Raw genomic sequence first — 24,446 nt, forward strand, 5'->3', positions numbered from 1 at the left:
AGCATTTCGGCGTCCCACGCAGAGTGGACCCGCGCGGCCGGAATCTCCTCCTTACGGATGAGATCAAGCCGTTTCGTCCCGTCGGCCGCGCGTCGGCTTGCCGCCCGCCGGGCACCGCCATGACGAGAACGCCCTCCCGCGCGCGTGGGGTCTCATCGACGCGCCGGCGACACGGCGGCGGGCCGGCCGAGGACGCCGTTAGGCGAAAGGTGCCCCGCGGATCGCTCCGCGGGGCACCTCGGCCCGGCCTGTGCCGGGTCAGTCCTCGTCGGCGAGGATCAGGTACAACTTCTTGCGGGCATCGACGATGACGGCGAGCGCCTTCTCCCGCTGCTCCTTGCTGCCGGTCTTCCAGACCTGGCCGAAGGCCTCCATCAGCCCGGAGCCGGCCTGCCGGATGTCGTTCAGCGCCTCCCAGTCGACGCCCCGCGAGGCCTCTTCCCAGGGAGCTTCGGGGCCTTCCTCGGCCGCGGTGCGGCCCGCCTCGGTGAGGGCGAACAGCTTCTTGCCGCCCTCGCTCTCACTGGCGATCAGACCCTCGTCCTCCAGCAGTTGGAGGGTGGGGTACACCGACCCGGGGCTGGGCTTCCACGCCCCGCCGCTGCGCTCGGCGATCTCCTGGATCATCTCGTAGCCGTGCATCGGACGGTCCTTCAGGAGGGCCAGTATCGAGGCCCGTACGTCGCCGCGCCGCGCCCTCCCCCTGGGCCCGCCGCGACCACGGCCGCCCCAGGGGCCGCCGTGCCCGAAGCCGGGCCCGAAGGGGCCGCCGGGACCACCGCCCGGACCGCCCGGCCCGAAGGGACCGAAGGCCGCACGCCGGCCGTCGAAGCCGTCGAAGGCGCCGCGCCCGAAGGGGCCGCCGGGACCAGCCTCTCCGCGGCCGCGTCCACCGTGTCCACGCTCGTATCCGTGGGTACGCATCGTCATCACTCCATTCGATCTCTGATCTGTCGTAGACCATCGCGTATCGATCGCGATGCCTCAACGATATATCGGAAACTATCGCGCGGCAAGCACCGGACGTCAGGGCCGGTCCGTGCGGAATCCGGTCCATCCGGTCCAGCACTCGCGGATTGGCCTTGGCCTGGTGCGTCGCGGAGCGTCTAGCGTCGCGGCATGCGTATCCGAATCGTCGACGCCTTCACCGACCGGCCCTTCGCCGGCAACCCCGCCGGAGTCCTGCTCCTCGACGCCTTCCCGGACGACGAACGGCTCCAGAAGGTCGCCCTGGAGGTCAACCACGCCGAGACCGCGTTCGCGCACCCCCTGCCGGAGGGCGGGGAGGCCGACTGGGCACTGCGGTGGTTCACCCCGGTCACCGAGGTCGCCCTGTGCGGCCACGCGACGCTGGCCGCGGCCCACGTGCTGCACACCACCGGCGCCCACGAGGGGCCGGTGCGGTTCGCCACGCGCAGCGGCGTCCTCGTCGCGACGCCCAGGGAGGACGGCTCGACCACCCTGGACTTCCCCACCGCGCCGCTCACCCCCGTGGAGGCGCCGACGGGCGTCGCCGGGGCCCTGGGCGCCGAGCCCCGCGCGGTCCTGGACACCGGGCCGGACCTCGGTGACCTGCTGGTCGAGGTCGCCGACGAGAAGACCGTGCACGGCCTGGCCCCGGACCACAAGGCGCTGGCCGCCCACTCCGCCCGCGGCATCATCGCCACGGCGCGGGCGGACGACCCGGCACGCGGCTACGACTACGTCTCCCGCTGCTTCTTCCCGAACGTCGGCATCGACGAGGACCCGGTGACCGGCAGCGCGCACACCGCCCTCGCACCGTTCTGGTCCGAGCGCCTCGGCCGCCCCGACCTCACCGGGCTCCAGGCCTCGCCCCGCTCCGGGCGCGTCCGCACGGAACTGCGCGGTGACCGCACGCTGCTCAGCGGGCGCGCGGTGACGGTGATCGAGGGCGACCTGCTGGCCTAGCTGTACCGCCCAGCGGGGAGGGAGGGGTGCGAGGGCTCCCCGCGCCCCTCCCTCCCGTCACGCCGTCGGCAGCCAGTCCACCTTCCCGGCCAGCAGCGCGTAGCCCACGAAGGCACCGATGTCGAGCAGTGCGTGTGCCACCACCAGCGGGCCCACCCGCCCCCACCGGCGGTACAGACAGACGAATACGACGCCCATCACCATGTTGCCGATGAAGCCGCCGATGCCCTGGTAGAGGTGGTACGAGCCGCGCAGCACCGCACTGGCCGCCAGCGACGCGCCCGGGCTCCAGCCGAGTTGGTCGAGCCGGCGCAGCAGGTAGCCGACGACGATGACCTCCTCCAGGACCGAGTTCTGGAGGGCCGAGAGGATCAGGACGGGGTACTTCCACCACACGTCCGGCAGCGCCTCGGGCACCACGGTGAGGTTGAAGCCGAGTCCCCGGGCCGCCAGGTAGAAGGCGATGCCGGTGCTGCCGATCACCGCCGCGACGGCGGCCCCGCGGGCCAGGTCGGGCCAGGGCCTGGCGCGGTCGAAGCCGAGCGTGCGCAGGCTGCGCCCCTCACGGAGCAGGAAGTGCGCGACGAGGGCGACCGGGACCAGCGCCGTGGTGATCCCGAAGAGCTGCCAGGCCAGGTCCAGCCAGGGACGGCCGGGCGCGGCGGAGGCGTTGAGCGTGGCCGCCTGGTCCTTGAGCCCGCCGGGGCGGGTGACCGAGCCGATGAAGCTGATGAGGGCGGACACCCCGCTGGCACCGAGGGACAGGGCCAGGACCAGCAGGGTCTCGTCACGGAGGGTCCGTCGCGAGAGCCCCTCGCCGGCGACCGGCCCCCCGGGAACTGGTTTCTGAGGGAACGAATCGTCCACCGGGCCCGCCTCCGCCATGCACACCTGTCTCCAGCTGGGACGTCACAGCTTGCCCGATCAGTATGCGGCGGCGTGCGGCGGGGGCGGGGTTCGAGGGTGCCGTGGCGTCACGGCACCCTCCCGCGCGAACTCAGCCCAGGGGCGCCGGTTCCGGCAGTCCCACCGGCCAGAGGTGTACGGGGTCGCCCTCACGCATGAGTTCGCAATAGCGGCGGGTCGTGGCGGCCAGCGCGGCGTCCCTGGACAGCCCCGCCTCCAGCCCTCGGTGGAACGTGGCCGCCTGCCACGACGCGCCGTTGACCCGGCGGCGGCACCGCTCCTCGATCACCCCGAGATACAGGTCCCGGTCGGCGGGCTCCACGCCCCACGCGTCCAGCCCCGCCTCGGCGAGCGGCAGCAGTTCCTCCCGTACGAGGACCGCGGCGTCGACCTCCGTGGTGCCGCCCAGCCTCCCGCGCCGGGGCCACTCGAAGCGGGCGTCGATGCCATGGCGGCAGGCGGCCTCGAAGTTGGCGGCGGCGGCCTCGAACGGAAGCCGGGTCCAGATCGGCCGGGGCTCGTCGGCGAGCGCGCGCACCACCCCGTAGTAGAAGGCCGCGTTGGCGATGACGTCGGTGACGGTGGGGCCCGCGGGCAGGACCCGGTTCTCCACGCGCAGGTGGGGGACGCCGTCGGCGATGTCGTAGACGGGGCGGTTCCAGCGGTAGACGGTGCCGTTGTGCAGGACCAGCTCCGAGAGCGAGGGCACGCCTCCCGCGTCCAGGACCTCCAGCGGGTCCTCGTCGTCGCAGATCGGCAGCAGGGCCGGGTAGTAGCGCCGGTTCTCCTCGAACAGGTCGTACGCGGAGGTGACCCACCTCTCCCCGAACCAGGTGCGGGGCCGGACGCCCTGGGCCTGGAGCTCGGGCGGGCGGGTGTCGGTGGACTGCTGGAACAGCGGTGGCCGCGACTCGCGCCACAGTTCGCGCCCGAACAGGAAGGGCGCGTTGGCACCGACGGCGATCTGCGCGGCGGTGACCGCCTGGGCCGCGTTCCACACGTCCGCGAAGCGGTCCGGGGTGACCTGGAGGTGCAGCTGCACGGAGGTGCAGGCGGCCTCCGGCGCGATGGACTTGCTCGTACAGGTCAGGCGTTCCACGCCCTCGATGTCGAGGGTGAAGTCCTCGCCGCGGGCGGCGACGATCTGCTCGTTGAGCAGGGCGTAGCGGTCGACGGCGGACAGGTTCGAGGAAACCAGGTCGTCCCGGTCCAGGGTCGGCAGGATACCGATCATCGCGATCGCCGCGTCGACCTCGCCTGCCTTGCGGTCCGCGTAGGACAGCGAGGTGCGGATCTCCTCCGCGAGGCGGTCGAACACCCGGCCGCCCAGTCGGTGCGGGGCGATGTTGACTTCCAGGTTGAACATGGCGAGTTCCGTCTGGAAGTCACGACTCGCGATACGTTCGAGGACTTGCGCATTCAACATTTTCGGCATGCCGTCGGCGCCCACGAGATTCAATTCGATCTCCAGCCCCATCAGGTTCTTGGGACGGTCGAACCGCTTCTCCGCCAGGAGTCGCTCCAGTCCCGTCAGGCACCGCTGGAGCTTCTCGCGGTAGCGCTGGCGATCGGACAGGTCGAACTGACCTGCCACGACCTTCTCCCCCATGGAAGCGTCCCTTCTCGGAGCGGTGAGTCGAAGACCCGGCCTCCGGCGGCCGGGTCAGGGGGGATGATGCCCCGCCGAAGCGATCGATAACGTCCCCGCACGGGCCCGGTACCCGCTACGCTGTGCCGATGTGACCGGTGGCACATTCACGAGGCATGGCACGCCGAGCAGTTTCCAGGTCCGCGAACTCGTCCGCGAACTCGTGAAAAAAGCCGATGACAATTGGCCGACCGCTCGGTGAGCATTTCCCGAGGTCAGCGTCGCACACCCGGCACGAAATCCGGAGGATTCCCGCATATCGACGACCGAATGCAACCTTGTTCGTGTTGCCGGAATCGGCTAGCCGAAACACAGTCTGAACACATGTCGTATAAACTCCGCGAACGAGGCGGAAGACCGGCGCCAACGGTCGATGGATCCTGCCGTCGAGTCTGACGCTCGGCAGGCCTCACCCACATCTCGGTTCCCGGACGCCGGCCCCTGCCTCCCAGCCCTCGTGAGCCGACAGCGTCGTCCGCCCCGCTCCGCCCTCGCGCCACCGTGCCTTCGAATGAGAGGCGACCCATCATGCCCCTGCATGTCTTCCCGGCCCCCGCGCCCGCCCTGCGCTCCGTTCTCACCGCCCTCTCCTCCCCCACCGCGGTGCGCGAGGCCCGAACTCCCTCCCTGCTCGGCGCCCAGGGACCCGTCACTCCCGAACTTCCGCTGCCCGTCCACGTCCTGGACCACATCACGGCGGAGGGCGTGGCGGTCACGCGGCTGACCGGATGGCGGTTCCTCATCCGCTGCGGCGACCGCGCGGTGGCGGCGGCCGAGACCATGCTGACCCCCGACGGCTGGGCGTTCTCGCACTTCTTCGAGGGCCCCTACGTCGCCTCGACCGAGCTCGCGCTGCGCCAGGCCGAGTCGGTGCCCCAGTCCTACCAGCCACGCCTGCTGTCGGTCCCCGGGCTGTACATGCTCACGCTCTGGCTGCACGGCGACCGCACCGCCGACGCCGCCGCCGGCCACCCCGCGGCCACCGACCTGCTGGTCCCGCTGGCGCCGGCGCCGCCCGGCATCGCGGCCCACCGCCCGCACCGGGTCGCCGAGCTGCTGCCGGTCCTCACGCACCGGGTGACGCCGACCCGGCTGCTGCGCTCCCCCGCCTGACCCACCCCTCACCCACCCACCCGTACCCACCCGCGCGGACTAGCCCCATCCGGCCATGCCGAACCATCCGAAGTGACAGTGCAGTTGGGATGAACCGTCCGCGCGGGTGACGCGTCATGAACCTGTGAGAAGCGGTGCAGCGAAATCCCTGCGGATCGAGGCCCGTAGGGCAACACTGGGTTCGGACCGACTTGGACAACGGGGGGCGGCCATGAACGACGCTTCACGCCGCGGGACAGACAAGACAGCGCACTCACCCGACCTCACAGACCGAGAGACCCCACTCATGTGTCAGCACCAGCCACCGTGCCCTTCAGCCGACTCCGCCGACCGGGAATCCGCCCGCCTCGCGGCGCACCACCCGGAGCAGGGTTGGAGCCTGCTGTGCAACGGCGTCGTCCTGTTCGAGGACACCGGTGAGCTCCTGCCGGACGGCCAGGTCATCGCCCCGCACCGCCCTGTCGGCGCGGGCCTGATGACCGCCGCCTGAGCAACAGCCGGGCGGTGTGGCACCGCTCCGCCCGGCGCACTTCCCGGGGCCGGCCCGCGGACCTGTCCGCGCACCGGCCCCCACGCGTGTCCGGGGTCGGTCACACCGCGTGGCGCCCCGTGCGGTCGCGGTGAACTCAGCCCTCCGGGTACGGGCCCGGCGGCATTCCCGTCGCCGAGACACGCTCTCGTGCCGGTCCGGTCGAGCAGCGGCGTGAAGTCGTCACCGATGGCCGCGACGGCACAGCCCGGCACGTTGCGCCGGACCGGCCTGACCGGCCCGGCCCCGGCCGCCCCCGCACCCGTCGCCCCTTGCCTGCGGCCTATCGTGACCGGCATGCAGTCCTACACGATCGGCCAGGCAGCGCGGCTGCTCGGCGTCAGCCCCGACACCGCCCGCCGCTGGGCCGACGCGGGACGGATCACCACCCACCGCGACGAGGCCGGCCGCCGCCTCGTCGACGGACGGGACCTGGCCGCGTTCTCGGTCGATCTCGCCCGCTCGGACGACACCGGCGACGAGACCTCGTACACCTCGGTCCGCAACGCCTTTCCCGGCATCGTCACCGCGATCAAGCTCGGGGACGTGGCCGCCCAGGTCGAGATCCAGGCCGGCCCGCACCGGCTGGTCTCCCTGCTGACCCGGGAGGCGGTGGAGGAACTCGGCCTGGAGGTCGGCATGGAGGCCACGGCCCGCGTGAAGTCGACGAACGTCCATATCGACAGGACCTGACGCACCACCCGCACCGCGCCGGTCACGTCGTATCAACGCACATGCGAGCCTCAACCGCTCCCTGCCTCGCTCATGCGATACGACAAGAGACTTCTGCCTCGCAGATGCGGAAGTATGATCGGCGCAACGAGGAGCCCGACGCGGCCCGGCACCCGGCCCCGTCCCGTCGTACTCCTGCCTCAGCAGACCGAGGGAGTGGCCCCGTGAAGACCCGTTCCGTGCGCGGGAACCGCCGTGTCCGCCGGACCCTGCGGATGAGCGGTGCGGGGACTGCCGTGCTGCTGGCCCTGAGCGCCTGCTCGTCGTCCTCCGGCTCGGACCCGGCCTCGGACTCGGCCGGTTCCGCGTCGTCGTCCGCCGCACCGGTCTCCGGCCGGGTCACCGTCTTCGCCGCCGCCTCGCTGAAGGAGAGCTTCACCGCGCTCGGCGACACGTTCGAGAAGCGGCACCCCGGCACCGAGGTCACGTTCAACTTCGCCGGCAGCGACACCCTCGCCGCCAGCATCACCAGCGGTGCCCCGGCGGACGTGTTCGCCTCGGCCAGCCCGAAGACGATGGCCACCGTCACCGACGCCGGAGCCACGGCCGCGGCCCCGTCCACCTTCGTGCGCAACGAGCTGGAGATCGCGACCCTGCCCGGGAACCCCGACCGGATCGCCTCCCTGAAGGACCTCACCGCCTCCGGGCTCAAGGTCGTGCTGTGCGACGCGACGGTGCCGTGCGGTGCCGCGGCGCGAAAGGCCCTGGAGGCGGGCGGTCTCGACCTCACGCCGGTCTCCTACGAGCAGGACGTCAAGTCCGCGCTCACCAAGATCGAACTGAAGGAGGCCGACGCCGCCCTCGTCTACAAGACCGATGTGAAGGCGGCCGGTGGCAAGGTGACCGGGGTGCCCTTCCCCGAAGCGGCCCAGGCCGTCAACGACTACCCGATCGCCCTCCTCGAGGACGCTCCCAACGCCGCCGCGGCGAAGGCCTTCATCGAGCTGGTGAAGTCCGCCGAGGGGCAGCGGGTGCTGACCGGGGCCGGGTTCCGCACGCCGTGACGAAGCACGCGCCCCCGTCCGCCCCGGCCGAGCCCTGCGGAAGCGGCGGAACGGCGTCCGACACCCTCGAGGGCGGCCCCCGACGCCCTCGCCGGCGCGGACGGACCCGCACGGTACCGGTGCCCCTGCTGCTGCCCGCCCTCGTCGGCCTGGCGTTCCTGCTGCTGCCCCTGATCGCCCTGCTGGTGCGGGCACCGTGGCGCAGCCTGCCCGACCAGCTGACCAGCCCCGAGGTGTGGCAGGCGCTGCGCCTGTCGCTGCTGTGCGCCACGTCGGCGACCGCGCTGAGCCTGGTCGTCGGCGTGCCGCTGGCCTGGGTGCTGGCGCGCACCGAGTTCCCGGGCCGCGGCCTCGTCCGGGCGCTGGTGACGCTCCCCCTCGTGCTGCCCCCGGTGGTGGGCGGCGTGGCGCTCCTGCTGGCGTTCGGGCGCAACGGCGTCATCGGGCAGTGGCTGGACGCGTGGTTCGGGATCACCCTGCCGTTCACGACGACGGGCGTCGTCCTCGCGGAGACCTTCGTGGCCCTGCCGTTCCTGGTCATCAGCGTCGAGGGGACCCTGCGCGCCGCCGACCCCCGCTACGAGGAGGCCGCCGCGACGCTGGGCGCCTCCCGATTCACCGCGTTCCGCCGCATCACGCTGCCGTTGATCGCGCCGGGCATCGCGGCGGGCGCCGTCCTGGCGTGGGCGCGGGCGCTGGGCGAGTTCGGGGCGACGATCACGTTCGCCGGCAACTTCCCGGGCCGGACCCAGACCATGCCGCTGGCGGTCTACCTCGCGCTGCAGAACGACCCGGCGGCGGCCATCGCCCTCAGCCTGGTGCTGCTGGCCGTCTCCATCGCCGTACTCGCGGGCCTCCGGGACCGCTGGATGAGGACAGCATGACCGACACCGAGGAACGGGCCGCCATGGAACCCACCGGCGGGCAGGCGCCCCGCGGCGGCCTCGACGCCCGGCTCGTGGTGGACCGCGGCACGTTCCGCCTGGACGTCGCGCTCACCGCCGCACCCGGCGACGTCGTCGCCCTGCTCGGCCCCAACGGCGCCGGGAAGAGCACCGCCCTGCGCGCCCTCGCCGGCCTGGAACCGCTCACGGGCGGCCGGCTGCACCTCGACGGCGCCCCGCTCGACGGCACGCCACCCGAGTCCCGCCCGGTCGGCGTGGTCTTCCAGGACTACCTGCTCTTCCCGCATCTCACCGCTCTCGACAACGTCGCCTTCGGGCCGCGCTGCCGGGGCGCGAGCAAGGCGGAGGCGCGGGCGCGGGCCACCGTGTGGCTGGAGCGCATGGGCCTCGCCGACCAGACGGGCGCCAAACCGCGCCGTCTCTCCGGGGGCCAGGCCCAGCGCGTCGCGCTCGCCCGCGCCCTGGCCACCAACCCCCGCTTGCTGCTGCTGGACGAGCCCCTCGCGGCGCTGGACGCCCGGACCCGGCTGGAGGTGCGGGCCCAGCTCCGCCGTCACCTGGCCGAGTTCGAGGCCGTCGCCGTGCTGGTCACGCACGACCCGCTGGACGCCATGGTGCTGGCCGACCGCCTGGTCGTCGTCGAGGACGGCAAGGTCGTCCAGGAAGGCGGCCCGGCGGACATCGCCCGCCGCCCGCGGACGGACTACATCGCTCGCCTCGTCGGCCTCAACCTCTACCGCGGAACCGCCGACGGCCACACCGTGCGGTTCGACGCCGGCCCCGCCGTCACCACCACCGAGGACCTCTCCGGTCCCGTCTTCGTGGCGTTCCCGCCCGGCGCCGTGACCCTGTACGCGGAGCGCCCCACCGGCTCCAGCGCCCGCAATCTGTGGCCTTGCGAGGTCGCCGGTCTGGAGACGCACGGCGACCGGATCCGCGTGGACCTCACCGGGGAGCTGGCGCTCACCGCGGACGTCACCACGGTCGCCGCGGCCGAACTGGGCCTCCACCCGGGGGCACCGGTGTGGGCGACGGTCAAGGCGACGCAGACGCACGCATACCCGGCGTAAGGGCCTCGCCGGGCTACGTTGGCCCGCATGAGCCTGAGCATCCGCAACCAACTCACCGGCACCGTCACGGCCGTCACGCCGGGCGAGGCCATGGCGACGGTCCGGGTCCGCCTCTCCGGCGGTCAGGACCTCACCGCGGCGATCACCCGCGACGCCGCCGACGACCTCTCCCTCGTCGCCGGGTCCGCCGTCCGCGCCCTGGTGAAGTCGACGGAGGTCGCCCTGGCCATCGGCCGCGTCGACGGCCTGTCCATCCGCAACCGGCTGCCCGGGACGGTCACCGCCCTCACCGCCGGCGAGGCGATGGCCTCGGTCCGGGTGGCCGTCGAGGGCGCCGAACTGACCGCCGCGATCACCAGGGAGGCCGCCGACGACCTGTCGCTGTCCGTCGGCGCTCCCGTCGTCGCGCTGGTCAAGTCGACCGAGGTGTCGCTGGCGACCGCCTGACACGCAGGGAGGCCCCGCCCAGACCCTCACGCGGGCTGGACGGGGCCTCCCGGCACGACTCAGTCCTCGTAGGCGTCCAGCGGCGGGCAGGAGCAGACCAGGTTCCGGTCGCCGAAGGCCTGGTCGATGCGGCGCACCGGCGGCCAGTACTTGTCGGCGGCGGACACCCCGGCCGGGAAGACGGCCTCCTCGCGCGTGTACGCGTGGTCCCAGGCGCCGCCCAGCGCACCGGCGGTGTGCGGCGCACCCCGCAGCGGGTTGTCGTCCGCGGACCAGGCGCCGGAGCCGACCTTCTCGATCTCCGCACGGATGGCGATCATGGCCTCGCAGAACCGGTCCAGCTCGGCGAGGTCCTCGGACTCGGTCGGTTCGATCATGAGCGTCCCGGCCACCGGGAAGGACATCGTCGGCGCGTGGAAGCCGTAGTCGATCAGCCGCTTGGCCACGTCGTCGACGCTGACACCGGTCGCCTTGGTCAGCGGGCGCAGATCGATGATGCACTCGTGCGCGACCAGCCCGCCGGGGCCGGTGTACAGCACCGGGAAGTGCGGCTCCAGGCGCTTGGCGATGTAGTTGGCGGACAGCACGGCCACCTGCGTGGCGCGCTTGAGCCCCTCGCCGCCCATCAGCCGGACGTACGACCACGAGATCGGCAGGATGCCGGCCGAGCCCCACGGCGCCGCCGAGATCGGGCCGACGCCCGTCTGCGGACCGGCCGCCGGCTGGAGCGGGTGGTTGGGCAGGTACGGCGCCAGGTGCGACCGTACGGCCACGGGGCCGACGCCGGGGCCGCCGCCGCCGTGCGGGATGCAGAAGGTCTTGTGCAGGTTCAGGTGCGAGACGTCGCCGCCGAAGTGGCCCGGCTTGGCGACGCCGACGAGGGCGTTGAGGTTGGCGCCGTCCACGTAGACCTGACCGCCGGCCTCGTGCACCTGGGCGCAGATGTCGGCCACGTGCTCCTCGAACACGCCGTGCGTCGAGGGGTACGTGATCATGAGCACGGCCAGCTGGTCGCGGTGCTGCTCGATCTTGGCGCGCAGGTCCTCGACATCGATCTCGCCGTCCTCGGCGGTCTTCACGACGACGACCTTCATGCCGGCCATGACCGCGCTGGCGGCGTTGGTGCCGTGCGCGGAGGACGGGATGAGGCAGACGGTGCGCTGGTCGTCGCCGTTGGCCCGGTGGTAGCCGCGTACGGCGAGCAGGCCGGCGAACTCGCCCTGTGACCCGGCGTTGGGCTGGAGCGAGACCTTGTCGTAGCCGGTGACCTCGGCGAGCCGCTCCTCCAGCTCGCGGATGAGGGTGAGGTAGCCCTGCGCCTGCTCGGCGGGCGCGAACGGGTGCAGCGCGCCGAACTCGGACCAGGTGACCGGTTCCATCTCGGTGGTCGCGTTGAGCTTCATGGTGCACGAGCCCAGCGGGATCATGCCGCGGTCCAGAGCGTAGTCCCGGTCGGCGAGGCGCCGCAGGTAGCGCAGCATCGCCGTCTCGGAGCGGTGCTGGTGGAAGACGGGGTGGGTCAGGAAGTCGTCCGTGCGCAGCAGCGCGTCGGGCAGCGCCTCCTCGGTCGCCGCGTCCAGCGACTCGATGTCGCCCTCGACGCCGAAGGCGTTCCACACGCCGCCGACCTGGGCGCGCGTGGTGGTCTCGTCGCAGGCGAAGGACACGTGGTCGGCGTCGACGAGACGCAGGTTGATGCCGTTCTCGCGGGCGGCGTGGACGATCTCGGCGGCGCGGCCGGGCACCCGCGCGGTCACCGTGTCGAAGTAGGCGCCGTGCACGATCTCGACGCCGCCGGCCGTGAGGCCCGCCGCGATGAGCGTGGCGTACCGGTGGGTGCGCCGGGCGATGGCCCGCAGCCCCTCGGGGCCGTGGTAGACGGCGTACATGCCGGCCATGACGGCGAGCAGCACCTGCGCGGTGCAGATGTTGCTGGTGGCCTTCTCCCGGCGGATGTGCTGCTCGCGGGTCTGCAGGGCGAGGCGGTAGGCCCTGTTGCCGTCGGCGTCCACGGAGACGCCGACCAGGCGGCCAGGCAGGCTGCGCGCGAACTTCTCGTGCACCGCCATGTAGCCGGCGTGCGGACCGCCGAAGCCCATCGGCACGCCGAAGCGCTGGGTGGTGCCGACGGCGATGTCCGCGCCCAGCTCACCGGGCGACGTCAGCAGGGTGAGGGCGAGCAGGTCGGCGGCGACGGTGACGAGCGCACCGAGTTCGTGCGCCCGGTCGATGACCGGCTTGATGTCGCGGACGGCACCGGAGGCGCCCGGGTACTGGATCAGAACACCGTTGATCTCCCGCTCGGCGACCTCGGCCGGGATGCCCTCGCTCAGGTCGGCGACGACGACCTCGACACCGGTCGGTTCGGCGCGGGTTTGGATCACGGCGATGGTCTGCGGCAGCGCGTCGGCGTCGACGAGGAAGAGGCCCTTCTTGTTCCTGCCCATGCGCCGGGACAGCGCCATCGCCTCGGCGGCTGCGGTGCCCTCGTCCAGCAGCGAGGCTCCGGACGTGGGCAGGCCGGTCAGCTCGGCGACCGTCGTCTGGAAGTTGAGCAGCGCCTCCAGGCGGCCCTGGCTGATCTCCGGCTGGTACGGGGTGTACGCCGTGTACCAGGCCGGGTTCTCCATGACGTTGCGCAGGATGACCGGCGGGGTGAAGGTGCCGTAGTAGCCGAGGCCGATCATCGAGTCGAGGACCTGGTTGCGGTCGGCGAGCGAACGCAGTTCGGCCAGCACCTCGGCCTCGGAGCGCGCGCCCGGCAGGTCCAGCGCGTCGGCGTTCTTGATCACATCCGGCACCGCGGCGGCCGTCAGCTCGTCGAGCGAGCCGTAGCCGACCTGCGCGAGCATCTTGGCCCGGGCCTCGTCGTCGGGGCCGATGTGGCGCTGCTCGAACGGCGCGGCCTGTTCGAGCTCGGAGAGCGAAATGCGAGGGGCGGTCATTGCGGAGGCCTCCTGGTCTGACGACCTTCGAGGGGCACCACGGCGCGGGTACCCGAACGGCCTCCCCCTCTGTCATCTCGACCTGAGAGCTTCACCGGGGCGGCCCGAGGGCTCCACCCGGCTTTCACCGTCGGTGAGAGCGGAAGCCGTCGACACCCGCCCTGCTTTCCAGAGTGACCTCGTCCATGCGGTACGTGAGCCTGAGAGATTCCGGGGAGGATTTGCTCCTTCGGCGCCTCCGGAGGTGTCCGGAGGACTCTCCCGCACGGGGTCAGCAGCCATTTGCCAGCGTACCAGCGCGCTCGCCGCACGGACCTTCGAGTGGCCGTCCCGCCCTTTGTGCCCTTTTGTAGTACTTACGGATGATTCGGCGGCTGGTGTGCGATCCCAGTGCGACCAAGTGGAGGGCCCCGTGCGTACTGACATCGACCCGCGGAACCTGATCGGCCGCAAGGCCTTCGACCGCAACGGCACCCGGATCGGCACCGTCGACGAGGTCTACCTCGACGACGCGACCGGCGTCCCGGAGTGGGCGGCCATACGCACCGGCCTGTTCAGCAGGGACGCCTTCGTGCCCCTGGAGCCGAGCGAACTGGTCGAGGGCGCCCTGCGGGTGCCCTTCGAACGGACGCTGATCAAGGAGGCCCCCGACTTCGGTGTCGGCCGCCACCTCTCGCCGGAACAGGAACTGCAGCTCTACCACCACTACGGTCTGGACGTGGCCGCACCCGCGCCCGCCCCGCTCCCCGACCGCGACTTCGGCAAGCTGGCCGGTCAGGGCAAGGAAGAGAGCTGACCGTCCCGCCCCCCGGACCCCGCCGCTAACCGGGAGCCGGACGCTCGCGGTCCGACGAACCGCCGCCCGCCCCGGTCCCCGGAGCCGAATCGGCGGGCGCGGCCTCCGCGTCCCCCCGTCTTCGCGGCCCGGCAGACCCGGCAGTCCCGGCAGACCCGGCAGTCCCGGCAGGCCCGGCCGGGACCAGCGGCAGCGGATCCGCCGGTGTCAGATCCGGGTCGTCCACCGGGAAGGTCCGTACCCGCCCGGCCCCCGAGTACGGCGTCTCGAACCGCACGGTGACCCGCCCCAGCCCACTGCCCTGCACCCACCCGTGCCCGTACTCCGCGTGCCGCACGTCGTGCCCCGAGGGCCACCGGCGCTCGGCGGGCGCCGGTGGCCGCTGCTCCTCGGCGGGCTCGGGCTCCTCGGCGAGTTCCCCGGACCGGTCCCCGGCCGCCTGCGCGAACAGGTCCTCCTGTGTGTAGTCGGCCAGCCCGCTGACGCCCACCCCCAGCAGCCGTACACCGCCCGTGGTGTCCACCGAGTCCAGCAGCCGGGCCGCCGCCTCGCGCACGACCGCCGGATCGTCCGTGGGCCCGCGCAGGGTCTCGGAGCGCGTCAGCGTGGAGAAGTCGTACCTTCGTACCTTGAGCACGATCGTCCGTCCGGCCAGCCCGGACCCGCGAAGTCGCCGCACACACCGCTCCGCCAGCCGTCCCACCTCCACCCCGACCCGCACCCGGTCGTGGATGTCCACGTCGTAGGTGTCCTCGACCGACACCGACTTCGTCTCCCGCTCCGACACGACGGGCCGGTCGTCGCGGGCCAGGGCCATGGCGTACAGCGCGTGCCCGTGCGCCTTGCCCAGCAGCCGCACCAGCTCGTCCTCGCCCGCCTCCGCCAGCTCGCCGACCGTGGTGATCCCGGCGCGCCGCAGGTGGTCGCCGGTGGCCGGCCCCACCCCGGGCAGCGTCCGCACGGACATCGGCTCCAGCATGGCCCGCTCCGTGCCCGGCCGGATCACGACCAGTCCGTCGGGCTTGGCCTCCTCCGAGGCGATCTTGGCGAGCATCTTGGACGCCGCGAGTCCCACCGATCCGGTCAGGCCGGTGAAGGTGCGGATGTCCGTGCGCAGCTGCGCACCGGCCAGCCGCGCCGACGCCTCGTCCCAGGCCGCCCCGCCGGCCTCCAGGTCCACGAACGCCTCGTCCAGGCTCAGCGGCTCCACGAGGGGCGACAGGGCCCGCAGCAGCCGCATCACCTGCTCGCTGATCGACCGGTAGAGCTCGAAACGCGGCACGAGATACGCGGCGTGGGGCGCCAGCCGCCGGGCCTGGCCCATGGGCATCGCCGAGTGCACGCCGAAGACCCGCGCCTCGTACGAGCAGGTGGCGACCACCCCGCGCGGCCCGAGGCCGCCCACGATCACGGCCTTCCCGCGCAGGCTCGGCTTGGACGCCTGCTCCACCGAGGCGAAGAAGGCGTCCATGTCGAGGTGCAGGATGGTGGGCGCGGTTCTCACATCTCCGATGCTGCCCTACGCCACTGACATTGCCTTGCGGCGGTGGCGCCGGTCAGACCGCCCGGTTGCGCCGCCGCGCCAGCTCGTCCGCCGGATTGTGCCCGACGAGGGTCTCCCCCGTGTCCACGCGCTCCCCGTGCAGCTGCGACAGCGCGCTCTCGACGTCCCGCCACACCACTCCCACGGCGATCCCGAAGATGCCCTGGCCGCCCTGGAGCAGGGCGTGCACCTCGTCGGGCGACGTGCACTCGTGGACCGTGGCGCCGTCGCTCATCAGCGTCATCCGCTCCAGGTCCTGGAAGCCGCGCTCCCTGAGGTGCTGGACCGCGGTGCGGATGTTCTGCAGGGACACCCCGGTGTCGAGGAAGCGCTTGACGATCTTCAGCACGACGACGTCGCGGAAGCTGTACAAACGCTGCGTCCCGGAACCGTGCGCGGGCCGCACACTGGGCTCGACGAGACCCGTGCGGGCCCAGTAGTCGAGCTGCCGGTAGGTGATTCCGGCGGCCGCGCAGGCCGTCGGCCCGCGGTAGCCGATCTGCTCGGACGCCATGGACGTCGCCCCTCCGCTGCTCGGCACGGCGGCCGGCCGCTGCGGAGCCGGGTCGGCCGCGCCGCCCTGCTGGGGATACCTCGCGCTCGCTCGGAGCCGAGAGCCCGGGGGAGGGTACGGTCCACTCTCCCCGAGGCTGTGCCCGGGGCCACCCCCAGCCGTACCGTCGCCGCTGATTCTCACGCCGACCTCCGTCCTTGACCTGCCTCCTCGAAGGTAGGCAGTCACCAAGGGTGCGTCAACGATCGCCACACTCGGCACGCCGAGTGATAATCACCCTAAGAGTGGTTTCGCGTGCCCCGACACGGGGAAAGGCTAGCCGAATGTGCCTGAAAGGGGCCGCGTGACACCGCGCACCACCTCCGCCTCGCACGGCTCACTGATTGCTGGTCCCGAAGTCCTCCGGGGAAATCTGGTCGAGGAACTCGCGGAACTTCTCGACCTCGTCCTCCTGCTCGTCCGGGATGGCGATGCCCGCGTCGTCGAGCACCGCGTCACTGCCGTAGATCGGCGTTCCGGTGCGCAGCGCGAGCGCTATGGCGTCGGACGGCCTGGCACTCACCTCGACACCGCTGGCGAAGACCAGTTCCGCGTAGAAGACCCCGTCCCGCAGGTCGGTGATGCGCACTTCCGTGAGCTCCTGGCCGACCGCTTCCAGCACGTCCTTGAACAGGTCGTGGGTCAGCGGCCGCGCGGGGGACATCCCCTGCTGGGCGAAGGCGATCGCCGTCGCCTCCCCCGGCCCGATCCAGATGGGAAGGTAGCGGTCGCCGCCCACCTCGCGCAGCAGCACGATCGGTTGGTTGGAGGGCATCTCGACCCGGACACCTACGACATCGAGCTCGTTCACACAGCAACCCTAGGCCGTGCCCGGGACCTTTGGGTAGTCGGGCCGGGATCGAGCGGGTGATCCGGCTCTCGGAGCACGTCCGTTTCAGGGCAGCCGCACGCCCAGGGCGCTCTGCACCAGCGCCGCGTGCAGCCTCACCGCCAGCCCCGCCAGCTCCTTGGTACGGGCTTCCGCATGTGCCCTGGTCTGGGGGTTGCGGTGGCGTCTGAGCGGCGCGACCACCTGGTCGACGAGGCCCGCCTCCCGGTCGGCGGCGGCCTTCATGACCCGCAGGTGACGCGGCTCGATCCCGAACCGTCCCAGTTCGACCACCAGCGAGGCGACGGTGGCCGCCTCGGCGTCGTAGGCCCCGTCGGCCAGTGGAGCGACGAGCCCGTAGGACTCCCATTCCTTCAGTTCCTGGTCGCCGATGCCGGCCGCGACGAGCAGCTCGTCCCGCCCGATCCTGGCGGCCGTGGGTCCGTCGGTCTGCTCAGGTGCGGTCTCCGGGTCCCGCTGCCTGCCCAGGGAGGGGAGGGGCACGGCCTCGCCGCGCTCCATGGCGTCCAGATGCTCGCGGATCACCTTCAGCGGCAGGTAGTGGTCGCGCTGCATGCGCAGCACCTGGCCCAGGCGCTCGACGTCGTGGGCGCTGAACTTGCGGTACCCGGCCGGCGTCCGCCGCGGCTCGACGAGCCCTTCCGACTCCAGGAACCGGATCTTGGAGATGGTGATGTCGGGGAACTCGTCACGCAGCGCGTTCAGCACCGTGCCGATGCTCATCAGCCCACTGTCCGCGGCGGCGGCGCCGTGCCCGGCACCGCCGCTCGGTGTATGAAGCATGGACCTTCCCTGGAGGTTCCCCGGGCCGGGGCCCGGGGGCGGGTCAGTAACCCCGCTGGCTCGCGTAGAAGACCAGCCGGTACTTGCCGATCTGCACCTCGTCGCCGTTCGACAGGGCGACCTGGTCGATGCGCTCGCGGTTGACGTACGTACCGTTCAGGCTGCCGACGTCGGCCACCGTGAACGATCCGTCCGGACTGCGGCGGAACTCGACGTGCCGGCGGGAGACCGTCACGTCGTCCAGGAAGATGTCGCTCTGCGGATGACGTCCGGCGGTGGTCAGCTCGCCGTCCAGCAGGAAGCGGCTGCCCGAGTTCGGCCCACGGCGCACCACCAGGAGCGCGGAGCCCAGCGGCAGCGCGTCGACGGCCGCCTGCGCCTCGGGAGAGAGCGCCGGGACCGCGGTCTGGCCGGTGACCTCGGCGTCGTACGCCTCCAGGCCGGAGATGGAGATCGTGGAGGTCGTCTCGGACGCACGCTCCGGGACCGCCCCGGCACGCAGCGGCGCACCGCAGTTGGAGCAGAAGCGGCTGTTCTCCGCGTTGCGGTTACCGCACCTCGTGCACACCAGGGCCGACATGGACGGATCCTCCTGCCGCGGCTGCCCCGCCGGGGCGTTCGACGCGTACGGGCCGGGGGGAAACCCTCCACCCGTACCTGAGGTTGACGGTTGCCCGAAACCTATGCCGCCGGACTGTGCAGGGTCAACAGACGCCGCGCCCTGACCACCCGAAATGTCCCCACCCGGACCCACCTGGTCCCGGAACATCGGGCGTCGGCCCTCCGCGTCGGGCTGTGCGCGATGGCGCGCGGTCGCGTTGTCGCTGCCCTCTCGCGCGCTCTTGCCGAACAACTTCGCAAACAACTTCACGGGCGATTCCCCTTGACCGAAACAGACCCGCCCGTGGGGCAGGACGAACCCTGACTGAACCTACTGACCGACCCGGACACCTTCACAACGTCCGTCTGCACCAGACAGTTTCCACCACGCACCACCCAATCGGTGCGCCGACCCCCCGCAACCTCATGCCCTGGCCGGACGTCCCCCATGCACCACTGGTTCACCGGGAGGACGACCGAGCGTAGTCAGGCCGCTTCGCTGCTCGCAAGGCGTCCACGACGATCTTGTCCGACCGCTCGACGGTGACGGTGGCCTGTTCCTTCTCCAGAGTCTGCACCACTCCTCCAGGAATGTTGAGAGCCGGTTCGAGGTCCTGCGGCTTGCCGATGACCTGGAAACGATAGGGCGCGTTGATCTTGTTCCCGTCGACGGTCACGGACTTGTCGGCGTCCGTGAGGTACGTTCCGGCGACGACCCGCACACCGTTCACCTGGATCGCCTCCGCGCCCGCCGCACGCAACTCCTGCACCGCGTCGAGCAGCATGTCCGCCTCGACCGTCCCCTTCGTGTCCTCGATCGTCACCGTGATGCCGGGCCCCTGCGCGGCCACGGTGCCCGCGAGGACGCCGAGTTGCCGCTCCTTCTCGAGCGTCTGCTTCCGGGCCTCCTCGGCCTGGTCGGAGCTGTTCTCCAGCTCGTCGCGCTGCTGCTCGAGACCCTGCTTCTCGTCTTCAAGACGCTGAGTACGGTCGTCCAGTTCATCGAGGATGCGGACCAGATCCTCCTGACGCGCTCCTCTCAGCGCGCTGTCGCCGTCGCTGTTCGACGCCACCTGCACGGCCAGGCCGAAGCCCAGCCCGAACAGCAGCAGCGCGACGATGAGTTGGGCTCGGGTGAGGCGCGGCGGCCACAGCCCCTTCACCAGTCGCTGCCTGCCGGTCAGCCCCGCCCGGGGCCCATGCTGCCGTTCCGCCCGCGGACCGTCCGACGCGTCACCGGCCGGCGCCTCCTCGGCGTTCCGCGCCGGCGGTACCTCGTCGGGCAGCTCTCTGCGCAGCCGGTTCGTGTTCTGCTCGTCCTGGTCGCTCATCGGCCTCACGCCCGGAAGACGTGGCGGCGGATGGCCGCGGCGTTGGAGAAGATGCGGATACCGAGGACGACGACGACACCGGTGGACAGCTGGGCCCCCACGCCCAGCTTGTCACCGAGGAACACGATCAGCGCGGCCACCACCACGTTCGACAGGAACGACACCACGAAGACCTTGTCGTCGAAGATGCCGTCGAGCATGGCCCGCAGACCACCGAAGACGGCGTCCAGCGCCGCCACGACGGCGATCGGCAGGTAGGGCTCGACGGCCGCCGGCACCTCCGGCCGGACCAACAGGCCGGCCACGACTCCCACGACGAGGCCCAGTACGGCGATCACGATGTGCCCTTCTCGGTTATCGGCTGTGCTGTACGTACGATCACGCTCGGTGCGCCGGGCAGCTTGAGGTCGTCCGCGGCGGAGATGGCCGTCCGGATGCCGTAGTTCTCCTGCAGGGCGTGCAGGTAGAGCCCGTCGGCGCTGTCCTGGAACCGGCTGGCGAGCCGCTCCCCGTCCCCCACGGCGAGCACCGTGTACGGCGGCACCAGCGGCCTGTTGTCGACCAGTATCGCGTCACCGGCGGCCCTGATCGCCGACAGCGCGGTCAGGCGCTGCCCGTTGATGGAGACGGCCTCGGCTCCCGACTCCCAGAGCCCGTTGACGACGCGCTGCATGTCCCGGTCCCGCACCCGGCCCGTGTCGGAGAACCCGGAGGTGCCGCGCGGCTGCCCGTCGCCGCCCGTGCCCGCCTCCTTGGCGTCGTCCACGACGAGTTTCACCCCGGGGCCGTGCACCTCCACCGCACCCGACAGGACGCCCATCAGGTCGGACCGTCCGCTGTCGCCGTTCTTCTCCAGCGCCTCGCGCTGCCGCGCGCTCACGTCGTCACGCAGGGTGTCGACGCTCTCCTCGAGTTCGTCGGCCGCCGAGGTCTCCGCCTCTATGCGGTCGATGAGTTCTTCGCGTTCCTTGGCGACGGCGGGGGCGGCCACGCGCGCCTGAGCCGCGCCGACCGTCACCACCAGGGCCGCCAGCACCAGCCCGGCGGCCAGTCCGAGCTTGGCCCGGAGGGTCCTCGGCATTCCGCCGCTGCCGTCGGCCTTCTTCCGCGCGGCGGCTTCGGCGTACCCGTCGTCGAGGCTGTGGTCCATGACGTTGGTGATCAACGACATGGACGCGTCCGGGCGTGCGGGCCGCGTGGGTGTGCTCCGAACGGGGGGTTGCTGCGGCATGCCGCACATCGTCGCACGCCACGCCCACTACCTCCGAATGGCCCCACCGGCGTGCCGGACAGGCCCCCTTGGGGACACTTGTCCGGCACGCACGCGTGCGGCCCGTATTACCGGCCCGCGCTGTCCACCACCGCGGCCCACTCGTCGAGGAGCGCCTGCGCGGAGGCGTCGTCGGGGCCCTCGGCCCACAGGTGGGTGACCGCCTCGGCCGGGTCGGGCAGCACCATGACCCAGCGCCCGTCGGTCTCCACCACGCGCACACCGTCCGTGGTGTCCACGAAGCGGTCTCCGGCCGCCTCGACGACCCGTCGCATGACGAGGCCCTTGACGGCCCAGGGGGTCGCGAGATCGCGCTTGAGGACGTGCGCCCGCGGGATCCGCGCGTCGATCTGGCTCAGCGTGAGCTGGGTCCGGGCGACCAGACCGATGAGCCGCACGAAGGCCGCCGTGCCGTCGTAGACGCTGCTGAACTCCGGGACGATGAAGCCGCCCTTGCCGTCACCACCGAAGATCGCGCCTTCCTCGCCGCCGACCCGCGTCAGGTCGTCGGGCGAGGTGGTCGTCCACTCGACCTGCGTCCCGTGGTAGGCCGCCACCTGCTCGGCGATCCTCGTGGTGGTCACCGGCAGCGCGACCCGCCCGCTGCGCCGTTCGGCGGCGATCAGGTCGAGCATCACCAGCAGCGCACGGTCGTCCTCGATGATGCGGCCCTTCTCGTCGACGAGCGACAGGCGCTCACCGACCGGGTCGAACCGCACGCCGAACGCCGCGCGCGAGGAGGCCACGATCTCCCCGAGGCGCACCAGCCCCGACCGCCGCATGTCGGCCGACTCGGTCGGCCGGGACTCGTCGAGACCGGGGTTGATGGTCAGCGAGTCGACGCCCAGCTTCCCGAGCAGGCTCGGCAGGACCAGTCCGGAGCTGCCGTTGGAGGCGTCGACGACCACCTTGAGATCGGACTCCGCGATCCCCGTGATGTCCACGTTGCGCAGCAGCGACCCGGTGTACGAGTCGAAGACACTGGACGGGAAGTGCAGGTCCCCGATCTCACCGGGGAAGGCGCGCCGGTACTCCTGCCGCGCGAAGACCCGGTCGAGCTTGCGCTGGCTTCCCTGCGACAGGTCGGCGCCCTGCCCGTCGAAGAACATGATGTCGACGGAGTCCGGCACCCCCGGGGTGGTCCGGATCATGATCCCGCCGGCACTGCCCCGCGCGGTCTGCTGTCGTGCCACGGGCAGCGGTACGTTCTCCAGGTCCCGTACGTCGATGGCGCTGGCCTGCAGGGCGGAGATCACCGCCCGCTTCAGCGCGCGGGCACCACGGGAGTGGTCGCGGGCCGTGGTGACGGTGGAGCCCTTCTTCAGCGTGGTCGCGTAGGCGCCGGCCAGTCGTACGGCCAGCTCCGGCGTGATCTCCACGTTCAGGATGCCGGACACCCCGCGGGCGCCGAAGAGGTGCGCCTGGCCGCGGGACTCCCAGATGACGGACGTGTTGACGAAGGCGCCGGCCTCGATGGTCTTGAAGGGGTAGACCCGCACGTTGCCCTGGATGATCGATTCCTCGCCGACCAGGCACTCGTCACCGATGACCGCGCCGTCCTCGATCCGCGCGGCCCGCATGATGTCGGTGTTCTTGCCGACGACGCAGCCCCGCAGGTTGCTGTGCGGACCGACGTACACGTTGTCGTGGACGACTGCCTTGTGCATGAAGGCGCCGCTCTTGACGACGACGTTGGAGCCGACGACCGTGTGTTCGCGGATCTCGGCGCCGGCTTCGACCTTGGCGTAGTCACCGATGTACAGGGGGCCCCGGAGCACGGCGTCGGGGTGCACCTCGGCACCTTCGGCGACCCAGACGCCGGGGGAGATCTCGAAGCCGTCGATGTCGACGTCGACCTTGCGCTCCAGCACGTCGGCCTGGGCCTTCACGTAGCTCTCGTGGGTGCCGACGTCCTCCCAGTAGCCCTCGGCGACGTAGCCGTAGACGGGCTTGCCTTCCTTCATCAGCTGGGGGAAGACGTCACCGGACCAGTCCACGGGCACATCGGGGTCCACGTAGTCGAAGACCTCGGGCTCCATGACGTAGATGCCCGTGTTCACGGTGTCCGAGAAGACCTGGCCCCAGGTCGGCTTCTCCAGGAAGCGCTCGACCTTGCCCTCTTCGTCGACGATGGTGATACCGAATTCAAGGGGGTTCGGCACGCGTGTGAGACACACGGTGACGAGCGCGCCCTTTTCCTTGTGGAAATTGATCAGGTCAGTGAGGTCGAAGTCGGTCAGGGCGTCACCGGAAATGACGAGGAAGGCATCGTCCTTCAACGCCTCCTCGGCGTTCTTGACGCTTCCGGCGGTACCGAGTGGCTTCTCCTCGTTGGCATAGGTGAGCTCCATCCCGAGCTCCTCGCCGTCACCGAAGTAGTTCTTGACCAGCGAGGCCAGGAACTGGACGGTGACGACGGTCTCGTTCAGACCATGCCTTTTGAGCAGCCGCAGAACATGCTCCATGATCGGCCGGTTGGCCACCGGCAGGAGCGGCTTGGGCATGCTCGAGGTCATGGGACGAAGGCGCGTGCCTTCGCCTCCAGCCATCACGACGGCCTTCATGTCGGAAGCGTCCTCCTCTAAGACGAACGGATTGACCGACTTCTCCCGTCCAGAGTCCCGCACTTTGGCAGAGCGGGCCATCCGGCCGTCGGGGCCGCACATTCAGCGAACGAGTCAGTCGGCCATGGTGCCCGCGCGAACCAAGCGGCGGACCTGCACCACATAGAGAACACCTGCCCACCAGTACAGGGTTGTACCCCATCCGGCGAACGCCCATCCGAAAACAGCAGCGAGTGACGCGATCCATCCGCTTGCGTCACTGAGCAGCAGCAACGGGAAGGCGTACATGAGGTTGAAGGTGGCGGCCTTCCCCAGGAAGTTCACCTGCGGCGGCGGATAGCCGTGACGCCGGAGGATCCCCACCATGACGAGCAGGACGGCCTCGCGTGCGAGCAGGACGAGGGTCAGCCAGAGCGGAAGGACCTCCCGCCAGGTGAGGCCGACCAGGGTGGACAGGATGTACAGCCGGTCGGCCGCGGGGTCCAGGAGCCGGCCGAGGCTGCTGATCTGGTTCCAGCGCCGCGCGAGCTTTCCGTCCAGGTAGTCGCTGATCCCGCTGAGGGCCAGCACCAGGAGGGCCCAGCCGTCACTCTGGGGGCCCCCGAACTCGGGCCTGAGGATGAGCCACAGGAAGAGCGGCACGCCGGCGAGGCGGGCCATGCTCAGGATGTTCGGGATGGTGAGGACCCGGTCGGTCTGCACGCGGGTCTCCTGGACCTCCACGCGGGGGCCTCCTGGGGTGAAACGAGCCAATGGTGCTCCCTGACCCTACCTCAACGCAAAAAAGCTCTGGCTCTCGGGCTGCATGCCCAAGAGCCAGAGCTCTAAGAGGAGTTCGGCGGCGTCCTACTCTCCCACAGGGTCCCCCCTGCAGTACCATCGGCGCTGAAAGGCTTAGCTTCCGGGTTCGGAATGTAACCGGGCGTTT

The 24,446-nt window shown here is 71.3% G+C and carries 23 protein-coding genes, 1 rRNA gene and 1 riboswitch; of the genes, 9 read left to right on the top strand and 15 right to left on the bottom strand.

Going from position 1 to position 24,446, the window contains the following annotated elements; translation table 11 throughout:
* Positions 1–258 precede the first annotated feature (258 nt).
* The gene (locus ACZ6EG_RS33160) at positions 259–924 is read right to left on the bottom strand and encodes a PadR family transcriptional regulator (RefSeq protein ID WP_391969466.1); all 666 of its coding nucleotides are present in this window, start codon (positions 922–924) and stop codon (positions 259–261) included.
* A gap of 195 nt (positions 925–1,119) precedes the next feature.
* Between ACZ6EG_RS33160 and ACZ6EG_RS33165 the strand changes: the two genes are divergently transcribed.
* On the top strand, positions 1,120–1,929 hold the full coding sequence (locus ACZ6EG_RS33165; RefSeq protein ID WP_391969467.1) for a PhzF family phenazine biosynthesis protein: 810 nt from the start codon (positions 1,120–1,122) through the stop codon (positions 1,927–1,929).
* A 57-nt stretch (positions 1,930–1,986) separates the two neighbouring features.
* Here the strand turns inward: ACZ6EG_RS33165 and ACZ6EG_RS33170 are convergent, their stop codons facing one another.
* Together ACZ6EG_RS33170 and ACZ6EG_RS33175 are read right to left on the bottom strand one after the other, a co-directional pair.
* Positions 1,987–2,814: a CPBP family intramembrane glutamic endopeptidase gene (locus tag ACZ6EG_RS33170; RefSeq protein WP_391969468.1), complete on the bottom strand. Its 828-nt coding sequence runs from the start codon at positions 2,812–2,814 to the stop codon at positions 1,987–1,989.
* A 112-nt stretch (positions 2,815–2,926) separates the two neighbouring features.
* The gene (locus ACZ6EG_RS33175; RefSeq protein ID WP_356606266.1) at positions 2,927–4,444 is read right to left on the bottom strand and encodes a glutamate-cysteine ligase family protein; all 1,518 of its coding nucleotides are present in this window, start codon (positions 4,442–4,444) and stop codon (positions 2,927–2,929) included.
* A gap of 567 nt (positions 4,445–5,011) precedes the next feature.
* Here ACZ6EG_RS33175 and ACZ6EG_RS33180 point away from each other — a divergent pair.
* The 7 genes from ACZ6EG_RS33180 to ACZ6EG_RS33210 all read left to right on the top strand — a co-directional run bounded on the left by ACZ6EG_RS33180 (position 5,012) and on the right by ACZ6EG_RS33210 (position 10,283).
* Complete coding sequence (locus ACZ6EG_RS33180; RefSeq protein WP_469610210.1) at positions 5,012–5,596, top strand: hypothetical protein; 585 nt, start codon at positions 5,012–5,014, stop codon at positions 5,594–5,596.
* Between the two features lie 286 nt (positions 5,597–5,882).
* On the top strand, positions 5,883–6,086 hold the full coding sequence (locus ACZ6EG_RS33185; protein WP_053127824.1) for a DUF5999 family protein: 204 nt from the start codon (positions 5,883–5,885) through the stop codon (positions 6,084–6,086).
* A 336-nt stretch (positions 6,087–6,422) separates the two neighbouring features.
* On the top strand, positions 6,423–6,818 hold the full coding sequence (locus ACZ6EG_RS33190) for a TOBE domain-containing protein (protein ID WP_469610214.1): 396 nt from the start codon (positions 6,423–6,425) through the stop codon (positions 6,816–6,818).
* Positions 6,819–7,072: 254 nt separating this feature from the next.
* Complete coding sequence (gene modA, locus ACZ6EG_RS33195; protein ID WP_469610244.1) at positions 7,073–7,861, top strand: molybdate ABC transporter substrate-binding protein; 789 nt, start codon at positions 7,073–7,075, stop codon at positions 7,859–7,861.
* The gene (locus tag ACZ6EG_RS33200; RefSeq protein WP_391969471.1) at positions 7,858–8,745 is read left to right on the top strand and encodes an ABC transporter permease; all 888 of its coding nucleotides are present in this window, start codon (positions 7,858–7,860) and stop codon (positions 8,743–8,745) included. Before modA ends, ACZ6EG_RS33200 begins: the two co-directional genes overlap by 4 nt.
* Positions 8,742–9,836 carry an ABC transporter ATP-binding protein gene (locus tag ACZ6EG_RS33205; RefSeq protein WP_391969472.1) on the top strand — a complete coding sequence of 365 codons (1,095 nt, stop codon included), beginning with the start codon at positions 8,742–8,744 and terminating at the stop codon, positions 9,834–9,836. The genes ACZ6EG_RS33200 and ACZ6EG_RS33205 overlap by 4 nt, the downstream gene beginning before the upstream one ends.
* Before the next feature lie 27 nt (positions 9,837–9,863).
* Complete coding sequence (locus ACZ6EG_RS33210) at positions 9,864–10,283, top strand: TOBE domain-containing protein (protein ID WP_391969473.1); 420 nt, start codon at positions 9,864–9,866, stop codon at positions 10,281–10,283.
* A 59-nt stretch (positions 10,284–10,342) separates the two neighbouring features.
* Here ACZ6EG_RS33210 and gcvP read toward each other — a convergent pair whose 3' ends face one another.
* The gene (gene gcvP / locus ACZ6EG_RS33215; protein WP_469610218.1) at positions 10,343–13,228 is read right to left on the bottom strand and encodes an aminomethyl-transferring glycine dehydrogenase; all 2,886 of its coding nucleotides are present in this window, start codon (positions 13,226–13,228) and stop codon (positions 10,343–10,345) included.
* A gap of 178 nt (positions 13,229–13,406) precedes the next feature.
* Positions 13,407–13,502: riboswitch (glycine riboswitch) on the bottom strand.
* A 138-nt stretch (positions 13,503–13,640) separates the two neighbouring features.
* On the opposite strand from gcvP, the gene ACZ6EG_RS33220 reads away from it, so the two are divergent.
* Positions 13,641–14,024 carry a PRC-barrel domain-containing protein gene (locus tag ACZ6EG_RS33220; RefSeq protein WP_383637457.1) on the top strand — a complete coding sequence of 128 codons (384 nt, stop codon included), beginning with the start codon at positions 13,641–13,643 and terminating at the stop codon, positions 14,022–14,024.
* A gap of 25 nt (positions 14,025–14,049) precedes the next feature.
* Here ACZ6EG_RS33220 and ACZ6EG_RS33225 read toward each other — a convergent pair whose 3' ends face one another.
* The 11 genes from ACZ6EG_RS33225 to rrf form a co-directional block, all read right to left on the bottom strand.
* Positions 14,050–15,528 (bottom strand): DNA polymerase IV, encoded by a 1,479-nt coding sequence (locus tag ACZ6EG_RS33225; RefSeq protein WP_469610221.1) that lies wholly within the window; start codon positions 15,526–15,528, stop codon positions 14,050–14,052.
* A 52-nt stretch (positions 15,529–15,580) separates the two neighbouring features.
* Complete coding sequence (locus ACZ6EG_RS33230; RefSeq protein ID WP_391969476.1) at positions 15,581–16,264, bottom strand: MerR family transcriptional regulator; 684 nt, start codon at positions 16,262–16,264, stop codon at positions 15,581–15,583.
* Between the two features lie 193 nt (positions 16,265–16,457).
* A complete protein-coding gene (locus tag ACZ6EG_RS33235) occupies positions 16,458–16,931 on the bottom strand; it encodes a bifunctional nuclease family protein (protein WP_356606246.1) in 474 nt (157 codons plus the stop codon).
* Positions 16,932–17,015: 84 nt separating this feature from the next.
* The gene (gene ftsR, locus ACZ6EG_RS33240; protein ID WP_391969477.1) at positions 17,016–17,753 is read right to left on the bottom strand and encodes a transcriptional regulator FtsR; all 738 of its coding nucleotides are present in this window, start codon (positions 17,751–17,753) and stop codon (positions 17,016–17,018) included.
* A gap of 43 nt (positions 17,754–17,796) precedes the next feature.
* On the bottom strand, positions 17,797–18,333 hold the full coding sequence (locus ACZ6EG_RS33245; RefSeq protein ID WP_053127846.1) for an FHA domain-containing protein: 537 nt from the start codon (positions 18,331–18,333) through the stop codon (positions 17,797–17,799).
* 481 nt (positions 18,334–18,814) lie between these two features.
* Positions 18,815–19,684 (bottom strand): DUF881 domain-containing protein, encoded by an 870-nt coding sequence (locus ACZ6EG_RS33250; protein WP_391969478.1) that lies wholly within the window; start codon positions 19,682–19,684, stop codon positions 18,815–18,817.
* 5 nt (positions 19,685–19,689) lie between these two features.
* A complete protein-coding gene (locus ACZ6EG_RS33255; protein ID WP_003977440.1) occupies positions 19,690–20,022 on the bottom strand; it encodes a small basic family protein in 333 nt (110 codons plus the stop codon).
* The gene (locus ACZ6EG_RS33260; protein WP_391969479.1) at positions 20,019–20,855 is read right to left on the bottom strand and encodes a DUF881 domain-containing protein; all 837 of its coding nucleotides are present in this window, start codon (positions 20,853–20,855) and stop codon (positions 20,019–20,021) included. Before ACZ6EG_RS33260 ends, ACZ6EG_RS33255 begins: the two co-directional genes overlap by 4 nt.
* A 167-nt stretch (positions 20,856–21,022) precedes the next feature.
* Positions 21,023–23,518: a sugar phosphate nucleotidyltransferase gene (locus ACZ6EG_RS33265; RefSeq protein WP_391969480.1), complete on the bottom strand. Its 2,496-nt coding sequence runs from the start codon at positions 23,516–23,518 to the stop codon at positions 21,023–21,025.
* Positions 23,519–23,632: 114 nt separating this feature from the next.
* The gene (locus ACZ6EG_RS33270) at positions 23,633–24,241 is read right to left on the bottom strand and encodes a CDP-alcohol phosphatidyltransferase family protein (protein WP_391969481.1); all 609 of its coding nucleotides are present in this window, start codon (positions 24,239–24,241) and stop codon (positions 23,633–23,635) included.
* Positions 24,242–24,351: 110 nt separating this feature from the next.
* Positions 24,352–24,446: ribosomal RNA gene (rrf, locus tag ACZ6EG_RS33275) — 5S ribosomal RNA — on the bottom strand; the annotation flags it as partial.

This window comes from Streptomyces sp. NPDC041968, assembly GCF_055589025.1.

Bases quoted from the DNA above. Each gene is read 5' to 3' on its own strand.
- ftsR (WP_391969477.1), bottom strand. From the start codon at position 17,753: ATGCTTCATACACCGAGCGGCGGTGCCGGGCACGGCGCCGCCGCCGCG.
- ACZ6EG_RS33160 (WP_391969466.1), bottom strand. From the start codon at position 924: ATGCGTACCCACGGATACGAGCGTGGACACGGTGGACGCGGCCGCGGA.
- ACZ6EG_RS33170 (WP_391969468.1), bottom strand. From the start codon at position 2,814: ATGGCGGAGGCGGGCCCGGTGGACGATTCGTTCCCTCAGAAACCAGTT.
- ACZ6EG_RS33250 (WP_391969478.1), bottom strand. From the start codon at position 19,684: ATGAGCGACCAGGACGAGCAGAACACGAACCGGCTGCGCAGAGAGCTG.
- ACZ6EG_RS33185 (WP_053127824.1), top strand. From the start codon at position 5,883: ATGTGTCAGCACCAGCCACCGTGCCCTTCAGCCGACTCCGCCGACCGG.
- ACZ6EG_RS33265 (WP_391969480.1), bottom strand. From the start codon at position 23,518: ATGAAGGCCGTCGTGATGGCTGGAGGCGAAGGCACGCGCCTTCGTCCC.
- ACZ6EG_RS33190 (WP_469610214.1), top strand. From the start codon at position 6,423: ATGCAGTCCTACACGATCGGCCAGGCAGCGCGGCTGCTCGGCGTCAGC.
- ACZ6EG_RS33210 (WP_391969473.1), top strand. From the start codon at position 9,864: ATGAGCCTGAGCATCCGCAACCAACTCACCGGCACCGTCACGGCCGTC.
- ACZ6EG_RS33180 (WP_469610210.1), top strand. From the start codon at position 5,012: ATGCCCCTGCATGTCTTCCCGGCCCCCGCGCCCGCCCTGCGCTCCGTT.
- modA (WP_469610244.1), top strand. From the start codon at position 7,073: ATGAGCGGTGCGGGGACTGCCGTGCTGCTGGCCCTGAGCGCCTGCTCG.
- ACZ6EG_RS33175 (WP_356606266.1), bottom strand. From the start codon at position 4,444: ATGGGGGAGAAGGTCGTGGCAGGTCAGTTCGACCTGTCCGATCGCCAG.
- ACZ6EG_RS33245 (WP_053127846.1), bottom strand. From the start codon at position 18,333: ATGTCGGCCCTGGTGTGCACGAGGTGCGGTAACCGCAACGCGGAGAAC.
- ACZ6EG_RS33205 (WP_391969472.1), top strand. From the start codon at position 8,742: ATGACCGACACCGAGGAACGGGCCGCCATGGAACCCACCGGCGGGCAG.
- gcvP (WP_469610218.1), bottom strand. From the start codon at position 13,228: ATGACCGCCCCTCGCATTTCGCTCTCCGAGCTCGAACAGGCCGCGCCG.
- ACZ6EG_RS33165 (WP_391969467.1), top strand. From the start codon at position 1,120: ATGCGTATCCGAATCGTCGACGCCTTCACCGACCGGCCCTTCGCCGGC.
- ACZ6EG_RS33260 (WP_391969479.1), bottom strand. From the start codon at position 20,855: ATGTCGTTGATCACCAACGTCATGGACCACAGCCTCGACGACGGGTAC.